Annotated in this window: 14 protein-coding genes; 8 read left to right on the top strand and 6 right to left on the bottom strand. The window is 68.2% G+C overall.

Translation table 11 applies throughout. The features are described from left to right. The first annotated feature begins 4 nt into the window (after positions 1 to 4). The 7 genes from HEP75_RS18610 (at position 5) to HEP75_RS18640 (ending at position 9,243) form a co-directional block, all read left to right on the top strand. On the top strand, positions 5 to 1,303 hold the full coding sequence (locus tag HEP75_RS18610) for an ABC transporter permease (RefSeq protein WP_185824502.1): 1,299 nt from the start codon (positions 5 to 7) through the stop codon (positions 1,301 to 1,303). 64 nt (positions 1,304 to 1,367) lie between these two features. Beyond that, a complete protein-coding gene (locus HEP75_RS18615) occupies positions 1,368 to 2,594 on the top strand; it encodes an FtsX-like permease family protein (RefSeq protein WP_185824503.1) in 1,227 nt (408 codons plus the stop codon). A 49-nt stretch (positions 2,595 to 2,643) separates the two neighbouring features. Next, complete coding sequence (locus HEP75_RS18620) at positions 2,644 to 3,945, top strand: ABC transporter permease (protein WP_185824504.1); 1,302 nt, start codon at positions 2,644 to 2,646, stop codon at positions 3,943 to 3,945. Between the two features lie 37 nt (positions 3,946 to 3,982). Then, positions 3,983 to 5,209, top strand: coding sequence for an ABC transporter permease (locus HEP75_RS18625; protein ID WP_185824505.1), 1,227 nt, complete (start codon positions 3,983 to 3,985; stop codon positions 5,207 to 5,209). Positions 5,210 to 5,226: 17 nt separating this feature from the next. Beyond that, entirely contained in the window at positions 5,227 to 6,399 is a 1,173-nt protein-coding gene (locus HEP75_RS18630) for an FtsX-like permease family protein (RefSeq protein ID WP_185824506.1), read from the top strand. 157 nt (positions 6,400 to 6,556) lie between these two features. Next, positions 6,557 to 7,894, top strand: a complete 1,338-nt coding sequence (locus HEP75_RS18635) for a sigma-54 dependent transcriptional regulator (protein WP_185824507.1) — start codon at positions 6,557 to 6,559, stop codon at positions 7,892 to 7,894. Then, complete coding sequence (locus HEP75_RS18640; protein WP_185824508.1) at positions 7,891 to 9,243, top strand: HAMP domain-containing sensor histidine kinase; 1,353 nt, start codon at positions 7,891 to 7,893, stop codon at positions 9,241 to 9,243. Before HEP75_RS18635 ends, HEP75_RS18640 begins: the two co-directional genes overlap by 4 nt. Before the next feature lie 96 nt (positions 9,244 to 9,339). Here the strand turns inward: HEP75_RS18640 and HEP75_RS18645 are convergent, their stop codons facing one another. After that, entirely contained in the window at positions 9,340 to 10,281 is a 942-nt protein-coding gene (locus HEP75_RS18645; protein WP_255423902.1) for a right-handed parallel beta-helix repeat-containing protein, read from the bottom strand. A gap of 136 nt (positions 10,282 to 10,417) precedes the next feature. After that, complete coding sequence (gene glmU / locus HEP75_RS18650) at positions 10,418 to 11,782, bottom strand: bifunctional UDP-N-acetylglucosamine diphosphorylase/glucosamine-1-phosphate N-acetyltransferase GlmU (protein ID WP_185824510.1); 1,365 nt, start codon at positions 11,780 to 11,782, stop codon at positions 10,418 to 10,420. 144 nt (positions 11,783 to 11,926) lie between these two features. Between glmU and HEP75_RS18655 the strand changes: the two genes are divergently transcribed. Further along, a complete protein-coding gene (locus tag HEP75_RS18655) occupies positions 11,927 to 12,310 on the top strand; it encodes a GtrA family protein (RefSeq protein ID WP_185824511.1) in 384 nt (127 codons plus the stop codon). A gap of 160 nt (positions 12,311 to 12,470) precedes the next feature. Here the strand turns inward: HEP75_RS18655 and HEP75_RS18660 are convergent, their stop codons facing one another. The 4 genes from HEP75_RS18660 to atpG form a co-directional block, all read right to left on the bottom strand. After that, complete coding sequence (locus HEP75_RS18660) at positions 12,471 to 13,043, bottom strand: chorismate mutase (RefSeq protein ID WP_185824512.1); 573 nt, start codon at positions 13,041 to 13,043, stop codon at positions 12,471 to 12,473. Between the two features lie 328 nt (positions 13,044 to 13,371). Next, a complete protein-coding gene (locus HEP75_RS18665; RefSeq protein WP_145705148.1) occupies positions 13,372 to 13,794 on the bottom strand; it encodes a F0F1 ATP synthase subunit epsilon in 423 nt (140 codons plus the stop codon). Positions 13,795 to 13,938: 144 nt separating this feature from the next. Next, positions 13,939 to 15,345 carry a F0F1 ATP synthase subunit beta gene (gene atpD, locus HEP75_RS18670; RefSeq protein WP_179568762.1) on the bottom strand — a complete coding sequence of 469 codons (1,407 nt, stop codon included), beginning with the start codon at positions 15,343 to 15,345 and terminating at the stop codon, positions 13,939 to 13,941. Positions 15,346 to 15,491: 146 nt separating this feature from the next. Further along, complete coding sequence (gene atpG, locus HEP75_RS18675) at positions 15,492 to 16,355, bottom strand: F0F1 ATP synthase subunit gamma (RefSeq protein WP_185814064.1); 864 nt, start codon at positions 16,353 to 16,355, stop codon at positions 15,492 to 15,494. Between the last annotated feature and the right edge of the window lie 165 nt (positions 16,356 to 16,520).

Below are 16,520 nucleotides of genomic sequence, written 5' to 3' on the forward strand. Positions count from 1 at the left end.
ACCCATGTTCGGCTATTACTTCCGCCTCGCCTTGCGCAGCTTCCGCCGCAACAAGGTCCTCACCGCGCTGATGGTGCTGGCCATCGCGCTTGGCATCGGCGCCAGCATGACCACGCTGACCGTGTTCTACGTGCTCTCCGGCGACCCGATCCCGCAGAAGAGCGATCGGTTGTTCTACGTGCAGGTCGATGCGCAGCCGAAAGCCGGCTTCCAGCCCGGCGAGGAGCCGGACTTCCAGAACACGCGCTACGACGCCGAAACGCTGCTGCGCGAGAAACGCGCCAAGCGGCAGGCGATCATGACCGGCGGGTCGGCGGCGATCGAGCCGCTCAGGAGCGGGCTGAAACCGTTCAAGTCGGAAGTACGGCTTACCTCAGCGGATTTCTTCCCGATGTTCGACACGCCGTTCCTGTACGGCCACGGCTGGACCGGTACGGAAGACGAACGCCACGAGCGGGTGGCGGTCATCAGCAAGAAGCTCAACGAGAAGCTGTACGACGGCGCCAACAGCGTCGGCCGCGAACTGCGCATGGACCAGAACACGTTCCGCATCATCGGCGTGCTCGACACCTGGGCCCCCAATCCGCGCTTCTACGACATCACCAACACTTACGGTTCGGACGAACAGGCCTACCTGCCGTTCTCAGTCGCGATGGACCTGAAGATAGACCGCAACGGCAACATGAACTGCTTCGGCGACAGCAACGGCGATCAGACCTCGCTCAATGCGCCTTGCACCTGGATGCAGTACTGGGCGGAATTGGAGAGCCCGGCGCAGGCCGCCGATTACAAGGCCTACCTAGAGAACTACTCCAACCAGCAGCGCGCCGCCGGCCGCTTCCAGCGTCCGAACAACGTGCGCCTGCGCAACGTGATGCAGTGGCTGGACCACAACGAAGTGGTGCCGGGCGACGTGCGCCTGCAGCTGTGGCTGGCGATGGGTTTTCTTTTGGTATGCCTGCTCAATACCGTCGGTCTGCTGCTGGCCAAGTTCCTGCGCCGCAGCGGCGAGATCGGCGTGCGCCGCGCGCTGGGCGCCTCGCGCCGTGCGATCTTCGCGCAGTGTCTGGTCGAAGCCGGCACCATCGGCCTGGCCGGCGGCATCGCCGGTCTCGGCCTGGCCGTGCTCGGCCTGTGGGCCGTGCGCCAGCAGCCCTCCAGCTACGCCAAGCTCGCCCATATGGACCCTACGATGCTGGCACTGACCTTCGCCCTGGCCCTGGCCGCCAGTCTGCTGGCCGGCCTGCTGCCGGCCTGGCGCGCGATCCAGGTGGCGCCGGCGCTGCAGCTCAAATCGTCCTGATCATCGCCCCCGCCGCACGGCGGCGGGCAGACCGCCAACGAAGGTCCCTCACAAGGTTATCGCCATGGACATCCGCCCCATCCTTTCCACCCTGCGCCGGCACAAGACCGCCGCCGCGCTGATCGTGCTCGAGATCGCGCTGGCCTGCGCGATCGTGTGCAATGCGCTGTTCCTGATCGGCAACCGCATCGAGACCCTGCACCGGCCCAGCGGCATCGCCGAGTCGGAACTGGTGACGGTCTCGCTCGGCGGCATCGGCCAGCAGGTCAATGCGGCCGCGCGCACCCGCGAGGATCTGGCCGCGTTGCGCGCCGTGCCGGGCGTGCGCAACGCGACCGTGCTCAACCAGGTGCCGTTCGTGCACTACTCCTCGAACACCAGCCTGTCGCTGACCCCGGACCAGGAGCGGCCCACCCTCAACGCGGCGCAGTACATGGCCGAGGAAGGCACGCTGCAGACCCTGGGGCTGCAGTTGGTGGGCGGGCGCGACTTCACGCCCGACGAATACCTCGATCTGGAAATCGCGAAAACCGACAGGGACGCGCAGAAAAAAGGTACCGCCATCATTCTCAATCGCGCCACCGCGGAGAAGATGTTCCCCGGGCAGAATGCCCTCGGCAAGACCCTCTATATCGGACAGATCCCGGTGCGCGTGGTCGGCATCGTCGACACGCTGGCGCGGCCGGCCGCGACCAGCGGCCTGGCCGAGATCGACTACGCGATGCTGCTGCCGCTGCGCCTGAACTACACCAAGGGCCTGTACGTGCTGCGCGTCACCGACCCGGCGCGGCGCCAGGAAGTGCTCACCGCGGCGACCGCGGCGCTGATGAAGGTGGACAGCAGCCGCCTGGTGCTGAAACAGCAGACCTATGCCGAGATCCGCGACGAATACTTCCAGGGCGACCGCGCGATGGTCTGGCTGCTCGGTGCGGTGTGCATCGCGCTGCTGATCGTGACCGCGCTGGGCATCGTCGGCCTGGCCAGTTTCTGGGTGCAGCAGCGCACCAGGCAGATCGGCATCCGCCGCGCGCTCGGCGCCACCCGCGGGCAGATCCTGCGCTACTTCCAGACCGAGAATTTCCTGCTGGCCAGCACCGGCATCGTGCTCGGCATGCTGCTGGCGTATGCGATCAACCAGTGGCTGATGGGCAAGTACGAACTGCCGCGGCTGCCGCTGTACTACTTGCCGTTCGGTGCGGTCACGCTGTGGCTGCTCGGCCAGATCGCGGTGTTCGCGCCGGCGCGCCGCGCCGCGGCGGTGCCGCCGGCGGTGGCCACGCGCAGCGCTTGAAGCGTCCCCTTTGGCCGGCGTCATGCCGGCCTTTTTTCCAGGACTTCCCATGTTCGGCTACTACTGCAAACTGGCGTTGCACAGCTTCGGCCGCAACCGGCTGCTGACCGCGTTGATGGTGCTCGCCATCGCGGTCGGCATCGGTGCGTCGATGACCACGCTGACCGTGTTCCACGTCCTGGCCGCCGACCCGATCCCGGGCAAGAGCGCGCAGCTGTTCTATGTGGAGATGAACGTCTATCCGGACGAAAAGTACGAACCGGGCGCAACCGAACCGCTGCAGCTGACCCGCCGCGATGCCGAAGCGCTGTTGCGCGACAAGCGCGGCGACCGCCAGGCGATGATGTCCGCCGGCGGCGTGAACGTGGTGCCGGTCAAGGCCGAACAGACGCCGGCCCACGTCGAAGCACGCTTCACCTCGTCCGACTTCTTCCCGATGTTCGCGGTCCCGATGCGCTACGGCCACGCCTGGACCGCCGAGGACGACACGCGGCGCGCGCGCGTGGCAGTGCTCTCGCGCAAGCTCAACGATCAGCTGTTCGGCGACGTGGACAGCACCGGGCGCGACCTGCAGGTCGGCGAAAGCATGCTGCGCATCGTCGGCGTTACCGAAGACTGGAGCATGAATCCGCGCTTCTACGACCTGACCAACACCGAATACGGCGACAGCGAGGACATCTTCATCCCGTTCTCGACCTCGCGCGACCTGCAGATGGGAGCGAGCGGCAGCATGGAGTGCTGGGGCAGCAGCGGCGATGGCCAAGACAGCGAGAACGCGCCCTGCGCGTGGATCCAGTACTGGGTGGAACTCGCCGACGCCGGCAAGCGCACCGCCTACCGCGATTACCTGGACAGCTACGCGCGCCAGCAACACGATGCCGGCCGTTTCAGCCATCCGGCCGATGCGCGCCTGAGCGACGTGATGACCTGGCTGGACCGCAATCATGCGGTGCCCGCCGACGTGCGCCTGCAGCTGTGGCTGGCGCTGGTGTTCCTCGGCATCTGCCTGCTCAACACCGTCGGCCTGATGCTGGCCAAGTTCCTGCGCCAGGGCGGCGAGATCGGCGTGCGGCGGGCGCTCGGCGCATCGCGCCGGGCGATCTTCGCCCAGCACCTGGTGGAAGCGGCAATGATCGGCACAGTTGGCGGCGCGATCGGCCTGCTGTTCGCCTGGATCGGCCTGTGGCTGGTGCGGCAGCAGCCGGCCGACTATGCCGGGCTGGCGCATATGGACGGCAGCATGCTGCTGACCGCACTGGCGCTGACCCTGGGCAGCAGCCTGCTGGCAGGCGCGCTGCCGGCGTGGCAGGCCATGCGCGTGCAGACCGCGCTGCAACTCAAGTCGCAGTGACGCGCCGCGCACCCTCCTTCCCATCAGGAACGTTCCCGTGCATATCCGCCCCATCCTCTCCAGCTTGCGCAAGCACAAGATCGCCGCACTGCTCATCGTGCTGGAGATCGCCTTCAGTTGCGCCGTGGTCTGCAACGCGCTGTTCCTGATCGGCACGCGCCTGCACAACATCCAGCGCCCCACCGGCGCGGCGGAATCGCAGCTGGTCTACGTCAAGGTCGGCAACGTCCTCGGGCAAAGCGATGCCGCCGCGCTCACCCGCGCGGACCTGGATGCGCTGCGGCGCATTCCCGGCGTGCGCAACGCCAGCGTCGTCAACCAGCCGCTGTTCGGCAGCTCGATCGGCTCCAGCGGCGTCTCGCTCGGCCCGGACCAGCAACGCGCCACGCTGAGCGCCACCAACTACTTCGGCGACGCGCAGTTGCTCGACACGCTGGGCCTGAAACTGGTGGAGGGCCGCCGCTTCAACGCAGACGAGATCCTCGACTACGCGCACCTGATGGACCCGAACGACAAGGCCGTGGTGCCGTCGGTGATCCTGAGCCGGACTCTGGCCCAGCGCCTGTTTCCCGGGCAGTCGGCGATCGGCAAATCGATCTACGTGTACGGCCAGCAACGGGTGGTGGGCGTGGTCGAGCGCCTGGTCCAACCCCGCGACTACGGTTCCGCGATGGACTACGAAAGCGCGATGCTGTTCCCGGTGAACATGCCCTACACCCGCGGCACCTACGTGCTGCGCGTGGACGACCCGGCGCAGCGCGAGGCGGTGCAGCAGCAGGCGCGCAAGCTGCTGCTCGCGCAGGGGCCGCGGCGCATGATCCGCGACCAGAGCAGCGTGTCCCTGGAGCAGGCGCGCGCGCTCTACTACCGCAACGACCGCGCGATGGCCTGGCTGCTGGTCGCGGTGTGCGCGATGCTGCTGTTGATCACCGCGCTGGGCATCGTCGGCCTGGCCAGCTTCTGGGTGCAGCAGCGCACCAAGCAGATCGGCGTGCGCCGCGCGCTCGGCGCCACGCGCGGCCAGGTGCTGCGCTATTTCCAGCTGGAGAACTTCCTGCTCGCCAGCGCCGGGATCGGCCTGGGCATGCTGCTGGCCTATGCCGCCAACCTGTACCTGATGAGCGCCTACGAACTGCCACGGCTGCCGCTGTGGTACCTGCCGGTCGGCGCGCTGGCGCTGTGGCTGCTCGGCCAGCTCGCGGTGCTCGGGCCGGCGCGCCGCGCTACCCGGGTACCGCCGGCGGTCGCCACGCGCAGCGCCTGAGCGGGGCAATCCGGCGCATGGATCGATTGCTGATCTCGCCGTGCAGGCATCCGCTGCTGGCGGCGCTGATCGTGCTGCAGATGGCGCTCGGCTATCCGGTGCTGCTCGCCATGGGCACGCTGGCGTCGCAGGCGCATGCGCGGATGCACGCCTCCAGCGGCATCGACGACGACGCACATCTGCTGACGCTGCGGCTCAACGGCCGCGTGTCCGCCGCGCAAGCGCAGCGCCAGGTCGCGGCATTGGGTGCGATCCCCGGCGTCCTGCACGTGGCGGCGATCAATCAGCTGCCGTTCGGACCCGAGCAGTGGAGCACGCTGATGGGACCGCGCGCCGACGGTGCCGGCGGACAATTCCGCGTGACCACCTACCTCGGTGGTCCCGGACTGGTGGCCGCGCTGGGCCTGCGCCTGCAGCGCGGTCGCGATTTCGCCAGCGACGAGTACCGCGACCTCGCCTCGCCCACCGCGCTGGACCTGGCGCAGCGGGTGATCCTGACCCAGTCGCTGGCAGCGAGGCTGTTCCCGGGCCGCGACGCGGTGGGAGAGGCGGTGTATCTGGGCGGCGGGCCGCCGGCACGGGTGGTCGGCATCGTCGAGCGGCTGCGTGCGCCGGGCGCCGGCGACGAGGACGGCGCCATCCTGGCGTTGCGCCTGCGCGATGACGGCGACGCGCTGTATGTGCTGCGCGTCGCGCACGGCGATCCGATGCAGGTCCGCGCGCGCCTGGGGGCGGATGCGCAACGGATCGCAGCGGGGCGGATGCATGACCTGGGCAGCGCCGGCGAACTGCGCTCGCAGCAACGGCGCGTGCATCTTCAGCGGCTGATGCTGCTGACTGCAGGTGCGGCGCTGTGGTTGCTCGCCACGACCGCGACGGTCTACGCCATCAGCGAGCTGATGGTGCGCCAGCGTTATCGGCAGATCGCGTTGCGGCGTGCGCTGGGCGCGCGCGCGGCGCAGATCCGCCGGCAGCTGCATCACGAGAACCTGCTGCTGTGCGGCCTGGGCGTCGCCATCGGCACGGGTGTCGCCGCGCTGCTGCGCCGGGTCCTGCCGGATGCCGCAGCGCTGTCGCCGCCACCGCTGTCCGCGCTGGCCATCGCATTGCTGTTGCTCGCTGCCGGCTGGCTGGCGATGCGCGGACCGGCGGTTCGCGCGGCGCAGCTGTCGCCTGCGGCGTCTCGGTGATGCGCATGCGCGTGGTCGCCGCATCGCGCGTGCCCGCGCTGGCATCAGCCGCACGCCGGCAGCCGCTGTCGCACACGACAAGCCACACCGGGACTGCGATGATGCCGCTTCGCCCGGCATTCGCCCGTTCCGCCCAAGCCATCCGACAAGGTTCCCGATGCCCTGCATCCTGATCATCGACGACAACCCCGCCGTCGCCACCGCGCTGGAAGTGCTGTTCTCGCTGCACGACATCGAGACAGTGCATGCGGACAGCCCCGATGCCGGGCTGCAGCGACTGGCCGAGGGCGATATCGACCTGGTGCTGCAGGACATGAACTTCACCGCCGACACCACCTCGGGCGAGGAAGGCGTGGCGCTGTTCGATGCGATCCGCGCGCGCCACCCGGACCTGCCGGTGATCCTGCTCACCGCCTGGACCCAGCTCAGCAGCGCGGTGGAACTGGTCAAGGCCGGCGCCGCCGACTACCTGGCCAAACCCTGGGACGACCGCAAGCTGCTGACCACGGTCAACAACCTGCTGGAACTGTCCGAGGCGCGGCGCGAACTGGAACGGCGCCGCGACGGCGAACGCCGCCACCGCCAGCAGCTGGCGCAGCGCTACGACCTGCGCGGCGCGGTGTTCGCCGACCCGGCCAGCGAGCGCGCCATCGCCCTGGCCTGCCAGGTCGCGCGCTCGGAACTGCCGGTGCTGATCACCGGCCCCAACGGCAGCGGCAAGGAGAAGATCGCCGAAATCGTCCAGGCCAACTCGCCGATGCGGCAGGGCCCGTTCGTGGCGCTGAACTGCGGCGCGATTCCGGCCGAGCTGATCGAAGCCGAATTGTTCGGCGCCGAGGCCGGCGCCTACACCGGCGCCAACAAGGTCCGCGAAGGCAAGTTCGAGGCCGCCGACGGCGGCACCCTGTTCCTGGACGAGATCGGCAACCTGTCGCTGGCCGGGCAGATGAAGCTGCTGCGCGTGCTGGAAACCGGGCGCTTCGAACGGCTCGGCTCCAACCGCGAGCGCCAGGTCAAGGTGCGGGTGATCAGCGCCACCAATGCCGACCTGACCACGATGATCCGCGAAGGCAGCTTCCGCGAGGATCTGTACTACCGGCTCAATGCGGTGGAACTGTCGCTGCCGGCGCTGGCCGACCGCCCCGGCGACATCCTGCCGCTGGCCGAGCACTTCCTGTCCGGCGCCAAGGCGCTGTCGGCCGGCGCCGCGCAGGCGCTGCAGCGGCATGCCTGGCCCGGCAACGTGCGCGAGCTGCGCAACGTCGTCCAGCGCGCCGAACTGCTGGCCGGCGGCCGCCTGATCGAGGCCGCCGACCTCAACCTGCCCAAGCCTGCAGCGCAGCGTCCGGCGCCCGGCGCCGAACCGGACCGCGAGCGTATCGTCGCGGTGCTCGGGCGCGCCAACGGCGTCATCGCCCAGGCCGCGGCCGAATTGGGCATGAGCCGGCAGGCGCTGTACCGGCGCATGGACCGCTACGGAATCCCTCGCGAATGAAACTGCGCCGCTCGTTCACCGTCGGCCTGTTCCTGCGCCTGTTGCCGGTGCTGGCGCTGGCCGCGGCGATGCCTTGGCTGCTGGCGTACTGGATGGACCGCGGCTGGGAAGTGGTGACGTTCTCGGCGCTGTCGCTGCTGGCGCTGATGTGGTTGACCCTGCGCCGCGCCACCGCGCCGATGCGCTCGCTGTTCCGCGCCCTGGCCGGCACCGTCAGCAGCTACCGCGACGGCGAATACAACTTCGGCGTGCACTGGCGCGGCGACGACGAACTGGGCGAGATGGTCGCCGCGCACCGACACCTGGGCGAGATCCTGCGCGAGCAACGCCAGGGCCTGGCGCAGCGCGAACTGATGCTCGACACCATGGTGCAGAACACCCCGGTGGCGATGCTGCTGACCTCCAACGGCGGCGACGGCCTGCGCCGCGTGGTGTTCTCCAACCTGGCCGCGCGCAAGCTGCTGCATGGCGGCTGGAAACTGGAAGGCCAGCGCCTGGACGACCTGTTGCTGGGCATGCCGCCGGCGCTGCGCGAGGCCGTGGCGCGCGGCGGCGACAGCCTGTTCACCATCGACGACGACGAGGACCCGGAAGAGGAGCAGGTCTACCACCTGTCGCGGCGCCGCTTCCGCCTCAACGGCCGCCCGCACGAACTGCTGCTGATCCGCCTGCTCACCGCCGAACTGCGCCGCCAGGAAGTGCATACCTGGAAGAAGGTGATCCGGGTGATCAGCCACGAATTGAACAACTCGCTGGCGCCGATCGCCTCGCTGGCGCACTCCGGCGCCGAGCTGGTGCGGCGGCAGAAGGTGGAGCGGCTGGAGGAAGTGTTCGGCACCATCGAGGAGCGCGCGCGGCACCTGGAGGGCTTCATCCGCGGCTACGCGCGCTTCGCCAAGCTGCCGCAGCCGCAGTTGCAGACCGTGCACTGGGCGCAGTTCCTGGCCGGGCTGCAACAGCAGATCCCGTTCGCGCTGGAACTGGAAGCGCCCGACCTGCACAGCCGGGTCGATCCGGCGCAGCTGCAGCAGGCGCTGCTCAACCTGGTCAAGAACGCGCACGAATCCAGCCCCGAAGGCCAGGCACCAGCCGACAGCGTGCGTATCCGCGTCTCCACCCGCCCCGAATGGCTGCGCATCGAGGTGCTGGACCGCGGCAGCGGCATGAACGAAGCAGTGCTGCACAACGCGCTGATGCCGTTCTATTCGACCAAGCGCAACGGCACCGGCCTGGGCCTTGCGCTGACCCGCGAGATCGTCGAAGCGCACGGCGGCCGCCTGTCGCTGCAGAACCGCGACGAAGGCGGGCTGTGCGTGGCGGTGCAGTTGCCGCTGGCATCGGCGAGCTAGCGCCTCACGCCCCCTTGTAGGAGCGGCTTCAGCCGCGACAGACATTCCGGTAGAACCTGTCGCGGCTGAAGCCGCTCCTACAGGGTGCATACGGACTTACTCGTGTACGGTGCCGCTCTCGACGATGCGCGGCGTGCCCAGCGCACCGCAGGCGTCGTCGGCGCCCGTCGTGGCCGTGGCCGGAATCGCGCCGTAGTAACCGGCGCCGACCGTGTTGTCGACGAAGCGCCCGCCCTGCGACGGACATTCGCCTTGGTCCGGGTCGAACCAGTCGGAGAACGCGGCGTACTTGCCGGCGCGCACGAAGTGGTTGCCACGCACAACGGTATCGTCGGAGGCATCACGGGTGCGCACCACGTCGCCGTTGACGTCGGTGAAGCTGTTGCCCTCGACCGTATTGCCGGTCGAATGCCGCGCCAGGTACAGCGCATGGATGTAACCGGAGGTTTCCTTGCTGTTCTCGATCGCGCTGAACTGGTTGTCGGCGATCACGTTGTCGCGCGAATTCTGCAAGCGGATCGCCGCATACGAATACGCCGGATCGCCCTGGCCGTGGATGCCGCCGATGCGGACGAAGCGCATGCCACGGATCTCGTTGCCGGCGTTGCCGTCGGCAGCCGCGTTGCTGCTGCCCAGGTCCATCGCCATCCAGTAGTCGCTGACTTCCAGACCGACGAACTGCAGCTGGGTGCGCTGGTTGCCGCCGCCACGCAGGGTGAACCAGGTACCGCCGCCGCGTCCGTCGAAGTGCGGCATCGTGCTCGCACCGGAGGCGGCGACGATGCGCAGCGGCACGCCGTTGCGGAACGTCCAGCGCACCGACTGGCCCAGATAGGTGCCGGGCGCGACCACGATTTCCACCGCCGCCGGCGGCGGTTGCGCCAGCAGCCGTTGCTGCGCGGCGCTCAACGTCTTCAATGCGGTGGCGGCGCTGGTCCCGGCCGCGGCATCGTCGCCATCGGGCGCCAGGTACAGGCGGAAGGTCTGCGCGTGCACGCCGCCCGCCGCCACCAGCACCATCAAGACCCACCATCGCATGCGTCGTACCGACATCGAACACCTCCATGGAGCGTTGCGACGCTGGCGCCGGATCCGGCCAGCCGCGCCACCTTAGCGCGGCCCTGCGCGTGCGGTTGCGATGCCTGTCACGCGCCGCCCAGCGCCCCGCTGCCGGCTATTTCTTCTTCGGCCGCTTCCAGTCTTCGTGCGTGGCCTGCCGCGCCCGCGCCACGGTGAGCTGGCCGGCCGGCGCATCGCGCGTAATCACCGACCCGGCGCCGATGGTGGCGCCCGCACCGATCGTCAGCGGCGCCACCAGCGCGCTGTTGGAGCCGACGAAGACGTCGTCGCCGATCGTGGTCTGCGACTTGTTCACGCCGTCGTAGTTGCAGGTGATGGTGCCGGCGCCGATGTTGACCCCGCTGCCGATCGTCGCATCGCCCAGATAGCTCAGATGATTGGCCTTGCTGCCGACGCCGAGCACCACCTTCTTGGTCTCGACGAAATTGCCGATGTGCACGCCGTCGGCCAGCACCGTGCCCGGCCGCAGCCGCGCGAACGGACCGATTATCACCGCGCCTTCGGTGACCACGCCTTCCAGGTCGCAGTGCGCGCGCACTTCGGTGCCCGGCCCCAGCACCACGTCCTTCAGCCGCACGAACGGACCGATGCTGACCCCGTCGCCCAGTTCCACCTCGCCTTCCAGCACCACGTTCACGTCGATGCACACGTCGCGGCCCACGCGCACGCGGCCGCGCTGGTCCAGCCGGTTCGGATCGAGCAGGTGCGCGCCCTGCTCGCACAGCGCGCGCGCCGCGCGCAGCTGCCAGGCGCGCTCCAGCTGCGCCAGCTGCCATGGGTCGTTGGCACCCTCGGCCTCGATCGGATCGGCCACCAGCACCATCTCCGCCGGGGTGAATTCGGCAGCGGCGGCGGCGAACACATCGGTCAGGTAGTACTCGCCCTGCGCGTTGTCGCTGCGCAATTGCGCCAGCCAGCGCTTGAGCGCGGTGGATTCGGCGGTGACGATGCCGGTGTTGATGGCGCGGATGCGGCGCTGCTCGTCGTCGGCATCCTTGTGCTCCACGATCGCCGCGACCTTGCCCGCCGCGTCGCGCACGATGCGGCCATAGCCGCTGGGGTCGTCGGGTTCGGCCACCAGCACCGCCAGCCGCCCCGGCGAGTGCAGCAGGCGCAACAGGGTATCGGCACGGATCAGCGGCACGTCGCCGTACAGCACCAGCACCGTGGCCGCGTCCGGCACCGCGGCCATCGCCTGCTGCACCGCATGCCCGGTGCCCAATTGCCGCGCCTGCTCGGCCCATAGCAGATCCGGCTGGTCGCCGAAGGCCGCGCGCACCGCATCGCCGCCATGGCCGTAGACCACATGGATCGCCGCCGGCTGCAGCTGGCGCGCGGTTGCGATCACGTGGGCCAGCATCGGCCGGCCGGCGATGGGCTGCAGCACCTTGGGCTTGGCGGACTTCATCCGCTTGCCCGCACCGGCGGCAAGGATCACGACGTGCAGGGGCAGGCTCATGGGGAAGTTCCATTCCGGGTCAGACGGGGATTTTAGAGGCAGCCGTGTCTGCGTGCCGCAACGCCCGCAGCCTCGCGATGCCGCGGCATTTACATCTGCGTGGCAGACGCTAGCATGCGCGCTTGATCCCAACCCAGGGCTTCCATGAGTCTGCTGCGCCAGGGCGGTCAATTCGTGCTGATCGGATTGCTGCAACTGCTGATCGACTGGAGCGTGTTCGTCGCGGCCACCGCCGCCGGCATGCCGCCGATCCCGGCCAACGTGCTCGGCCGCGTGTGCGGCGCCCTGCTCGGCTTCTGGCTAAACGGCCGCATCACCTTCGCCAGCGACGACGGCGCGCGCCTGGGCTGGCAGCGCTTCGGCCGCTTCATGGCGATGTGGATCCTGATGACCCTGCTCAGCACCTGGCTGGTGTCGCTGTGCGTGGACGCGCTGGGCCTGCGCCTGGCCAGGCTGGCCAAGCCGGTGGTCGAGGGCGTGCTGGCGGTGCTGTCGTTCTTCGTCGGGCGGCACCTGGTGTACCGCTAGGCGCGCTAGGCGCTGGCTTCAACATGCACAGATCCCTGTAGGAGCGGCTTCAGCCGCGACAGGCCCTATCGGGAAAGCCCGTCGCGGCTGAAGCCGCTCCTACAGAATTGACCGAATTGCGACCGCATCTGCGCGCAATCGGACTACGCCGCGCACCCACTCAGTGGCAGAAATCGCCCAGGCTGCGCACCAGCGCGGTGCGATGGACCTGGTCCAGCTGCCAGCGCAGCGCATAGGCCTCGGCCGCGCGCGCGGTCGCCGCCGGGCAGTCCGGCGCCTGCCGGGTCGCGGCATTGGCCTGCAGGGCGTCCAGCATCTCGCCCTGCAACTGGTCCAGGCGCGCGCGCAGCGCGGTCAGGTCGGGGCGCGGCTGATCCGGCGCGCGGCCGCGCAGCCGCCAGCGCTCCAGCAACTGGTATTGCACCAGCTTGTTGGACTCGATCTGCATGCCGAAGAAGCGCGCCGCGTCGTCCGCATCCACGCCGTGCGCCGGCGCCTGTTCGCGCACGCTGGCCAGCACCGCGGCCTCGCGGGTGGCGTCCAGTACCGGCTTGCCGCTGTCCCACTTGCTCAGCGCGACCTGGTCGCCGATCGCGTTGCGTTCGACGATGCGATCGAGCAGCGGCTCCAGCGGCGTGGCGCTGCGCGCGGGCATCGCGCAGCCCAGCATGGCGGTACCTGCCAGCAGTGCGCTCAGCACGCGCGGAAGTGTGGCAGCAGCGGAAGCGGTCATCGGGTCTCTCCTGAAAAACCGTCTGCGTGGGGGAAGGAGTCCGCAGATCGGGCCGCCATCTTGCACAAGCCGTTGGACGATTTCGTTGCAGCACGCCGCGGTTGCGACGCGCGCGCGCAATCGAGTCAGCGGCGATAAAGCCAGCGCCGTGCGCCATGTCACTGTTGCGCGGCGATGCCGGCATACGCACGCTACGCCAGCTACTCTCTTCGCCGCTGCATAACGGCGCCGCGCGGCAAGCGGCCAACCGCACCGCACAAACGAAAAACGCCGGCAGTTGCCGGCGTCTTCGTCGCATGCCTGCGCCAGGCGGCGCGTGCAGCGAGGCTCAGTGCTTGAGGTTCTTGCGCAGGCGTTCCAGCGCCTGCAGCTGCGCGGTGACTTCCGCCAGCTTGGCCTGCGCCTCGGCCACGTCGATGCCGTCGCCGCGGTTGGCGAGCATGCGCTCGGCTTCTTCCTTGGCCTTGCGCACCGACGCCTCGTCGATGTCCTGCGCGCGGATCGCGGTGTCGGCCAGGATGGTCACCACCTGCGGCTGCACCTCGAGGATGCCGCCGGAAATGGCGAAATCCAGCTGCTCGCCGCTGGCGGTGGTGACCACCACCTTGCCGGGCTTGAGCCGGGTGATCAGCGGCGCGTGCTTGGGCGCGATGCCCAGCTCGCCCAGCTCGCCGGTAGCGACCACCAGGGTCGCTTCACCGTGGTAGATCTCGTGCTCGGCGCTGACGATGTCGCAACGGATGGTGCTCATGGTTACCTCGCTGGCGCGAGGCGGGATTGGGGATTGGGGATTCGGGATTGGCCAAAGCGGTCACGCCGCCTTGCCTTCACTCCGAATCCCTCGCCCTCGATGCCGCCTTGCGTATCCCTAATCCCGAATGCCGAATCCCGGCTGTTACGCCTTCTCGGCCATCTTCTTGGCCTTCTCGACCGCTTCTTCGATGCTGCCGACCATGTAGAACGCCTGCTCCGGCAGGTGGTCGTACTCGCCTTCGACGATGCCCTTGAAGCCGCGGATGGTGTCCTTCAGCGACACGTACTTGCCCGGCGAGCCGGTGAACACTTCGGCCACGTGGAACGGCTGGCTGAAGAAGCGCTCGATCTTGCGCGCGCGCGACACCGACTGCTTGTCCTCTTCGGACAGCTCGTCCATGCCCAGGATCGCGATGATGTCCTTCAGTTCCTTGTACTTCTGCAGGGTCATCTGCACGCGGCGGGCGGTGTCGTAGTGCTCGTGGCCGATCACGTTCGGATCCATCATGCGCGAGGTCGAATCCAGCGGATCCACAGCCGGGTAGATACCCAGCGAGGCGATGCTGCGCGACAGCGCGACGGTCGAGTCGAGGTGGGCGAAGGTGGTCGCCGGCGACGGATCGGTGTAATCGTCCGCGGGCACGTACACGGCCTGGATCGAGGTGATCGAGCCGGTCTTGGTCGAGGTGATGCGCTCCTGCAGCACGCCCATTTCCTCGGCCAGGGTCGGCTGGTAGCCCACCGCCGACGGCATGCGGCCCAGCAGCGCCGACACTTCGGTACCGGCCAGGGTGTAGCGGTAGATGTTGTCGACGAACAGCAGCACGTCCTTGCCCTTGCCGTTCTCGTCCTTCTCGTCGCGGAAGTACTCGGCCATGGTCAGGCCGGTCAGCGCCACGCGCAGGCGGTTGCCCGGCGGCTCGTTCATCTGGCCGTACACCATCGCGACCTTGTCCAGGACGTTGGAGTCCTTCATCTCGTGGTAGAAGTCGTTGCCCTCGCGGGTACGCTCGCCCACGCCGGCGAACACGGACAGACCCGAGTGCGCCTTGGCGATGTTGTTGATCAGCTCCATCATGTTGACGGTCTTGCCGACGCCGGCGCCGCCGAACAGGCCGACCTTGCCGCCCTTGGCGAACGGGCACATCAGGTCGATGACCTTGATGCCGGTTTCCAGCAGCTCGGTGGCCGAGGACTGGTCTTCGTAGCTCGGCGCGGCGCGGTGGATTTCCCAATGATCGGTGGCCTGCACGTCGCCGGCCTCGTCGATCGGGCGGCCCAGCACGTCCATGATCCGGCCCAGCGTGCCCGGGCCGACCGGCACCGAGATCGCGCGGCCGGTATTGGTCGCCAGCAGGTTGCGCTTGAGGCCGTCGGTGGAACCGAGCGCGATGGTGCGCACGATGCCGTCTCCGAGCTGCTGCTGCACTTCCAGCGTGATGGCCGTGCCTTCGACCTTCAGTGCGTCGTAAATCTTCGGCACATCGGCACGCGCGAATTCGACGTCGACGACCGCGCCGATGATCTGAACGATCTTGCCCTGACTCATTTTGCTGCTCCGGTTAGCTTTAGTTCTGTGCGGATGGCCTGCGCCATCCCATGGATTTCGTGATTGGGGATTCGGGATTCGGGATTCGTAAAAGCGCGCTTCGCAGCTCTTGCCAATCCCGATTCTCCAATCCCGAATCCCGGCACTTAGACGGCCGCCGCGCCGCCGACGATCTCGGAAATTTCCTGGGTGATCGCCGCCTGCCGCGCCTTGTTGTAGATCAGCTGCAAGGTGCTGATCAGCTTGTTGGCGTTGTCGCTGGCCGCCTTCATCGCGACCATGCGCGCGGCATGTTCGGAGGCCACGTTCTCCAGCACCGCCTGGTACACCAGCGACTCGATGTAGCGCGTCATCACGTGCTCCAGCACGGTCGCGGCATCGGGTTCGTACAGGTAGTCCCAGTCGTGGTGCGCGACCTGGTTCTCCGCCGCCGGCAGCGGCAGCAGCTGGTCGAAGCTGGCCTTCTGCGTCATCGTGTTCACGAAGCGGTTGTAGACCAGGTAGACGCGGTCGACCTTGCCCTCGGTGAACGCATCCAGCATCACCTTGATCACGCCGATCAGCTGCTCCAGCTGCGGCACGTCGCCGAGGTGGCTGACGCTGCCGACCATCTCGACCTTGAGCCGGCGGAAGAACACCGAGGCCTTCTGGCCGATGGTGACCACGTCGATGCCGGCGCCCTTATCCTGCCACTGGCGCACTTCGCCCAGCATCTTGCGGAACAGATTGTTGTTGAGGCCGCCGGCCAGGCCGCGATCGGAGGAGATCACGATGTAGCCGACACGCTTGACCTCGTCGCGCTGCACCAGGAACGGATGCGTGTAGTCGGTGCTGGCCTGCGCCAGATGCCCGATCACCTGCTTCATCGCCTGCGCGTACGGGCGCGAGGTCTTCATCCGATCCTGCGCCTTGCGGATCTTGGAGGCCGAGACCATCTCGAGCGCGCGCGTCACCTTGCGGGTGTTCTGCACGCTCTTGATCTTGGTTTTGATTTCGCGTCCGCCTGCCATTACTCGCTCGCTCCGCTCGTGGGATTCGGGATTGGGGATTGGGGATTAGCTAAAGCTCCCAAACCCACCTCACCTACAAATCCAAATATCTGAATCTGAAGATTCGCAACGATGATCGGGGATCGACCAGCCCCCTGAACCACCGCTCTTACGAATCCCGAATGC

Origin of the sequence: Xanthomonas sp. SI, assembly GCF_014236855.1 — a bacterium.
GTDB lineage: Bacteria > Pseudomonadota > Gammaproteobacteria > Xanthomonadales > Xanthomonadaceae > Xanthomonas_A.

Coding starts and splice junctions, on each gene's coding strand:
- HEP75_RS18615 (WP_185824503.1), top strand. CDS start 1,368: ATGGACATCCGCCCCATCCTTTCCACCCTGCGCCGGCACAAGACCGCC.
- HEP75_RS18610 (WP_185824502.1), top strand. CDS start 5: ATGTTCGGCTATTACTTCCGCCTCGCCTTGCGCAGCTTCCGCCGCAAC.
- HEP75_RS18640 (WP_185824508.1), top strand. CDS start 7,891: ATGAAACTGCGCCGCTCGTTCACCGTCGGCCTGTTCCTGCGCCTGTTG.
- atpG (WP_185814064.1), bottom strand. CDS start 16,355: ATGGCAGGCGGACGCGAAATCAAAACCAAGATCAAGAGCGTGCAGAAC.
- HEP75_RS18630 (WP_185824506.1), top strand. CDS start 5,227: ATGGATCGATTGCTGATCTCGCCGTGCAGGCATCCGCTGCTGGCGGCG.
- HEP75_RS18635 (WP_185824507.1), top strand. CDS start 6,557: ATGCCCTGCATCCTGATCATCGACGACAACCCCGCCGTCGCCACCGCG.
- HEP75_RS18660 (WP_185824512.1), bottom strand. CDS start 13,043: ATGACCGCTTCCGCTGCTGCCACACTTCCGCGCGTGCTGAGCGCACTG.
- HEP75_RS18665 (WP_145705148.1), bottom strand. CDS start 13,794: ATGAGCACCATCCGTTGCGACATCGTCAGCGCCGAGCACGAGATCTAC.
- HEP75_RS18620 (WP_185824504.1), top strand. CDS start 2,644: ATGTTCGGCTACTACTGCAAACTGGCGTTGCACAGCTTCGGCCGCAAC.
- atpD (WP_179568762.1), bottom strand. CDS start 15,345: ATGAGTCAGGGCAAGATCGTTCAGATCATCGGCGCGGTCGTCGACGTC.
- HEP75_RS18645 (WP_255423902.1), bottom strand. CDS start 10,281: ATGCGATGGTGGGTCTTGATGGTGCTGGTGGCGGCGGGCGGCGTGCAC.
- glmU (WP_185824510.1), bottom strand. CDS start 11,782: ATGAGCCTGCCCCTGCACGTCGTGATCCTTGCCGCCGGTGCGGGCAAG.
- HEP75_RS18655 (WP_185824511.1), top strand. CDS start 11,927: ATGAGTCTGCTGCGCCAGGGCGGTCAATTCGTGCTGATCGGATTGCTG.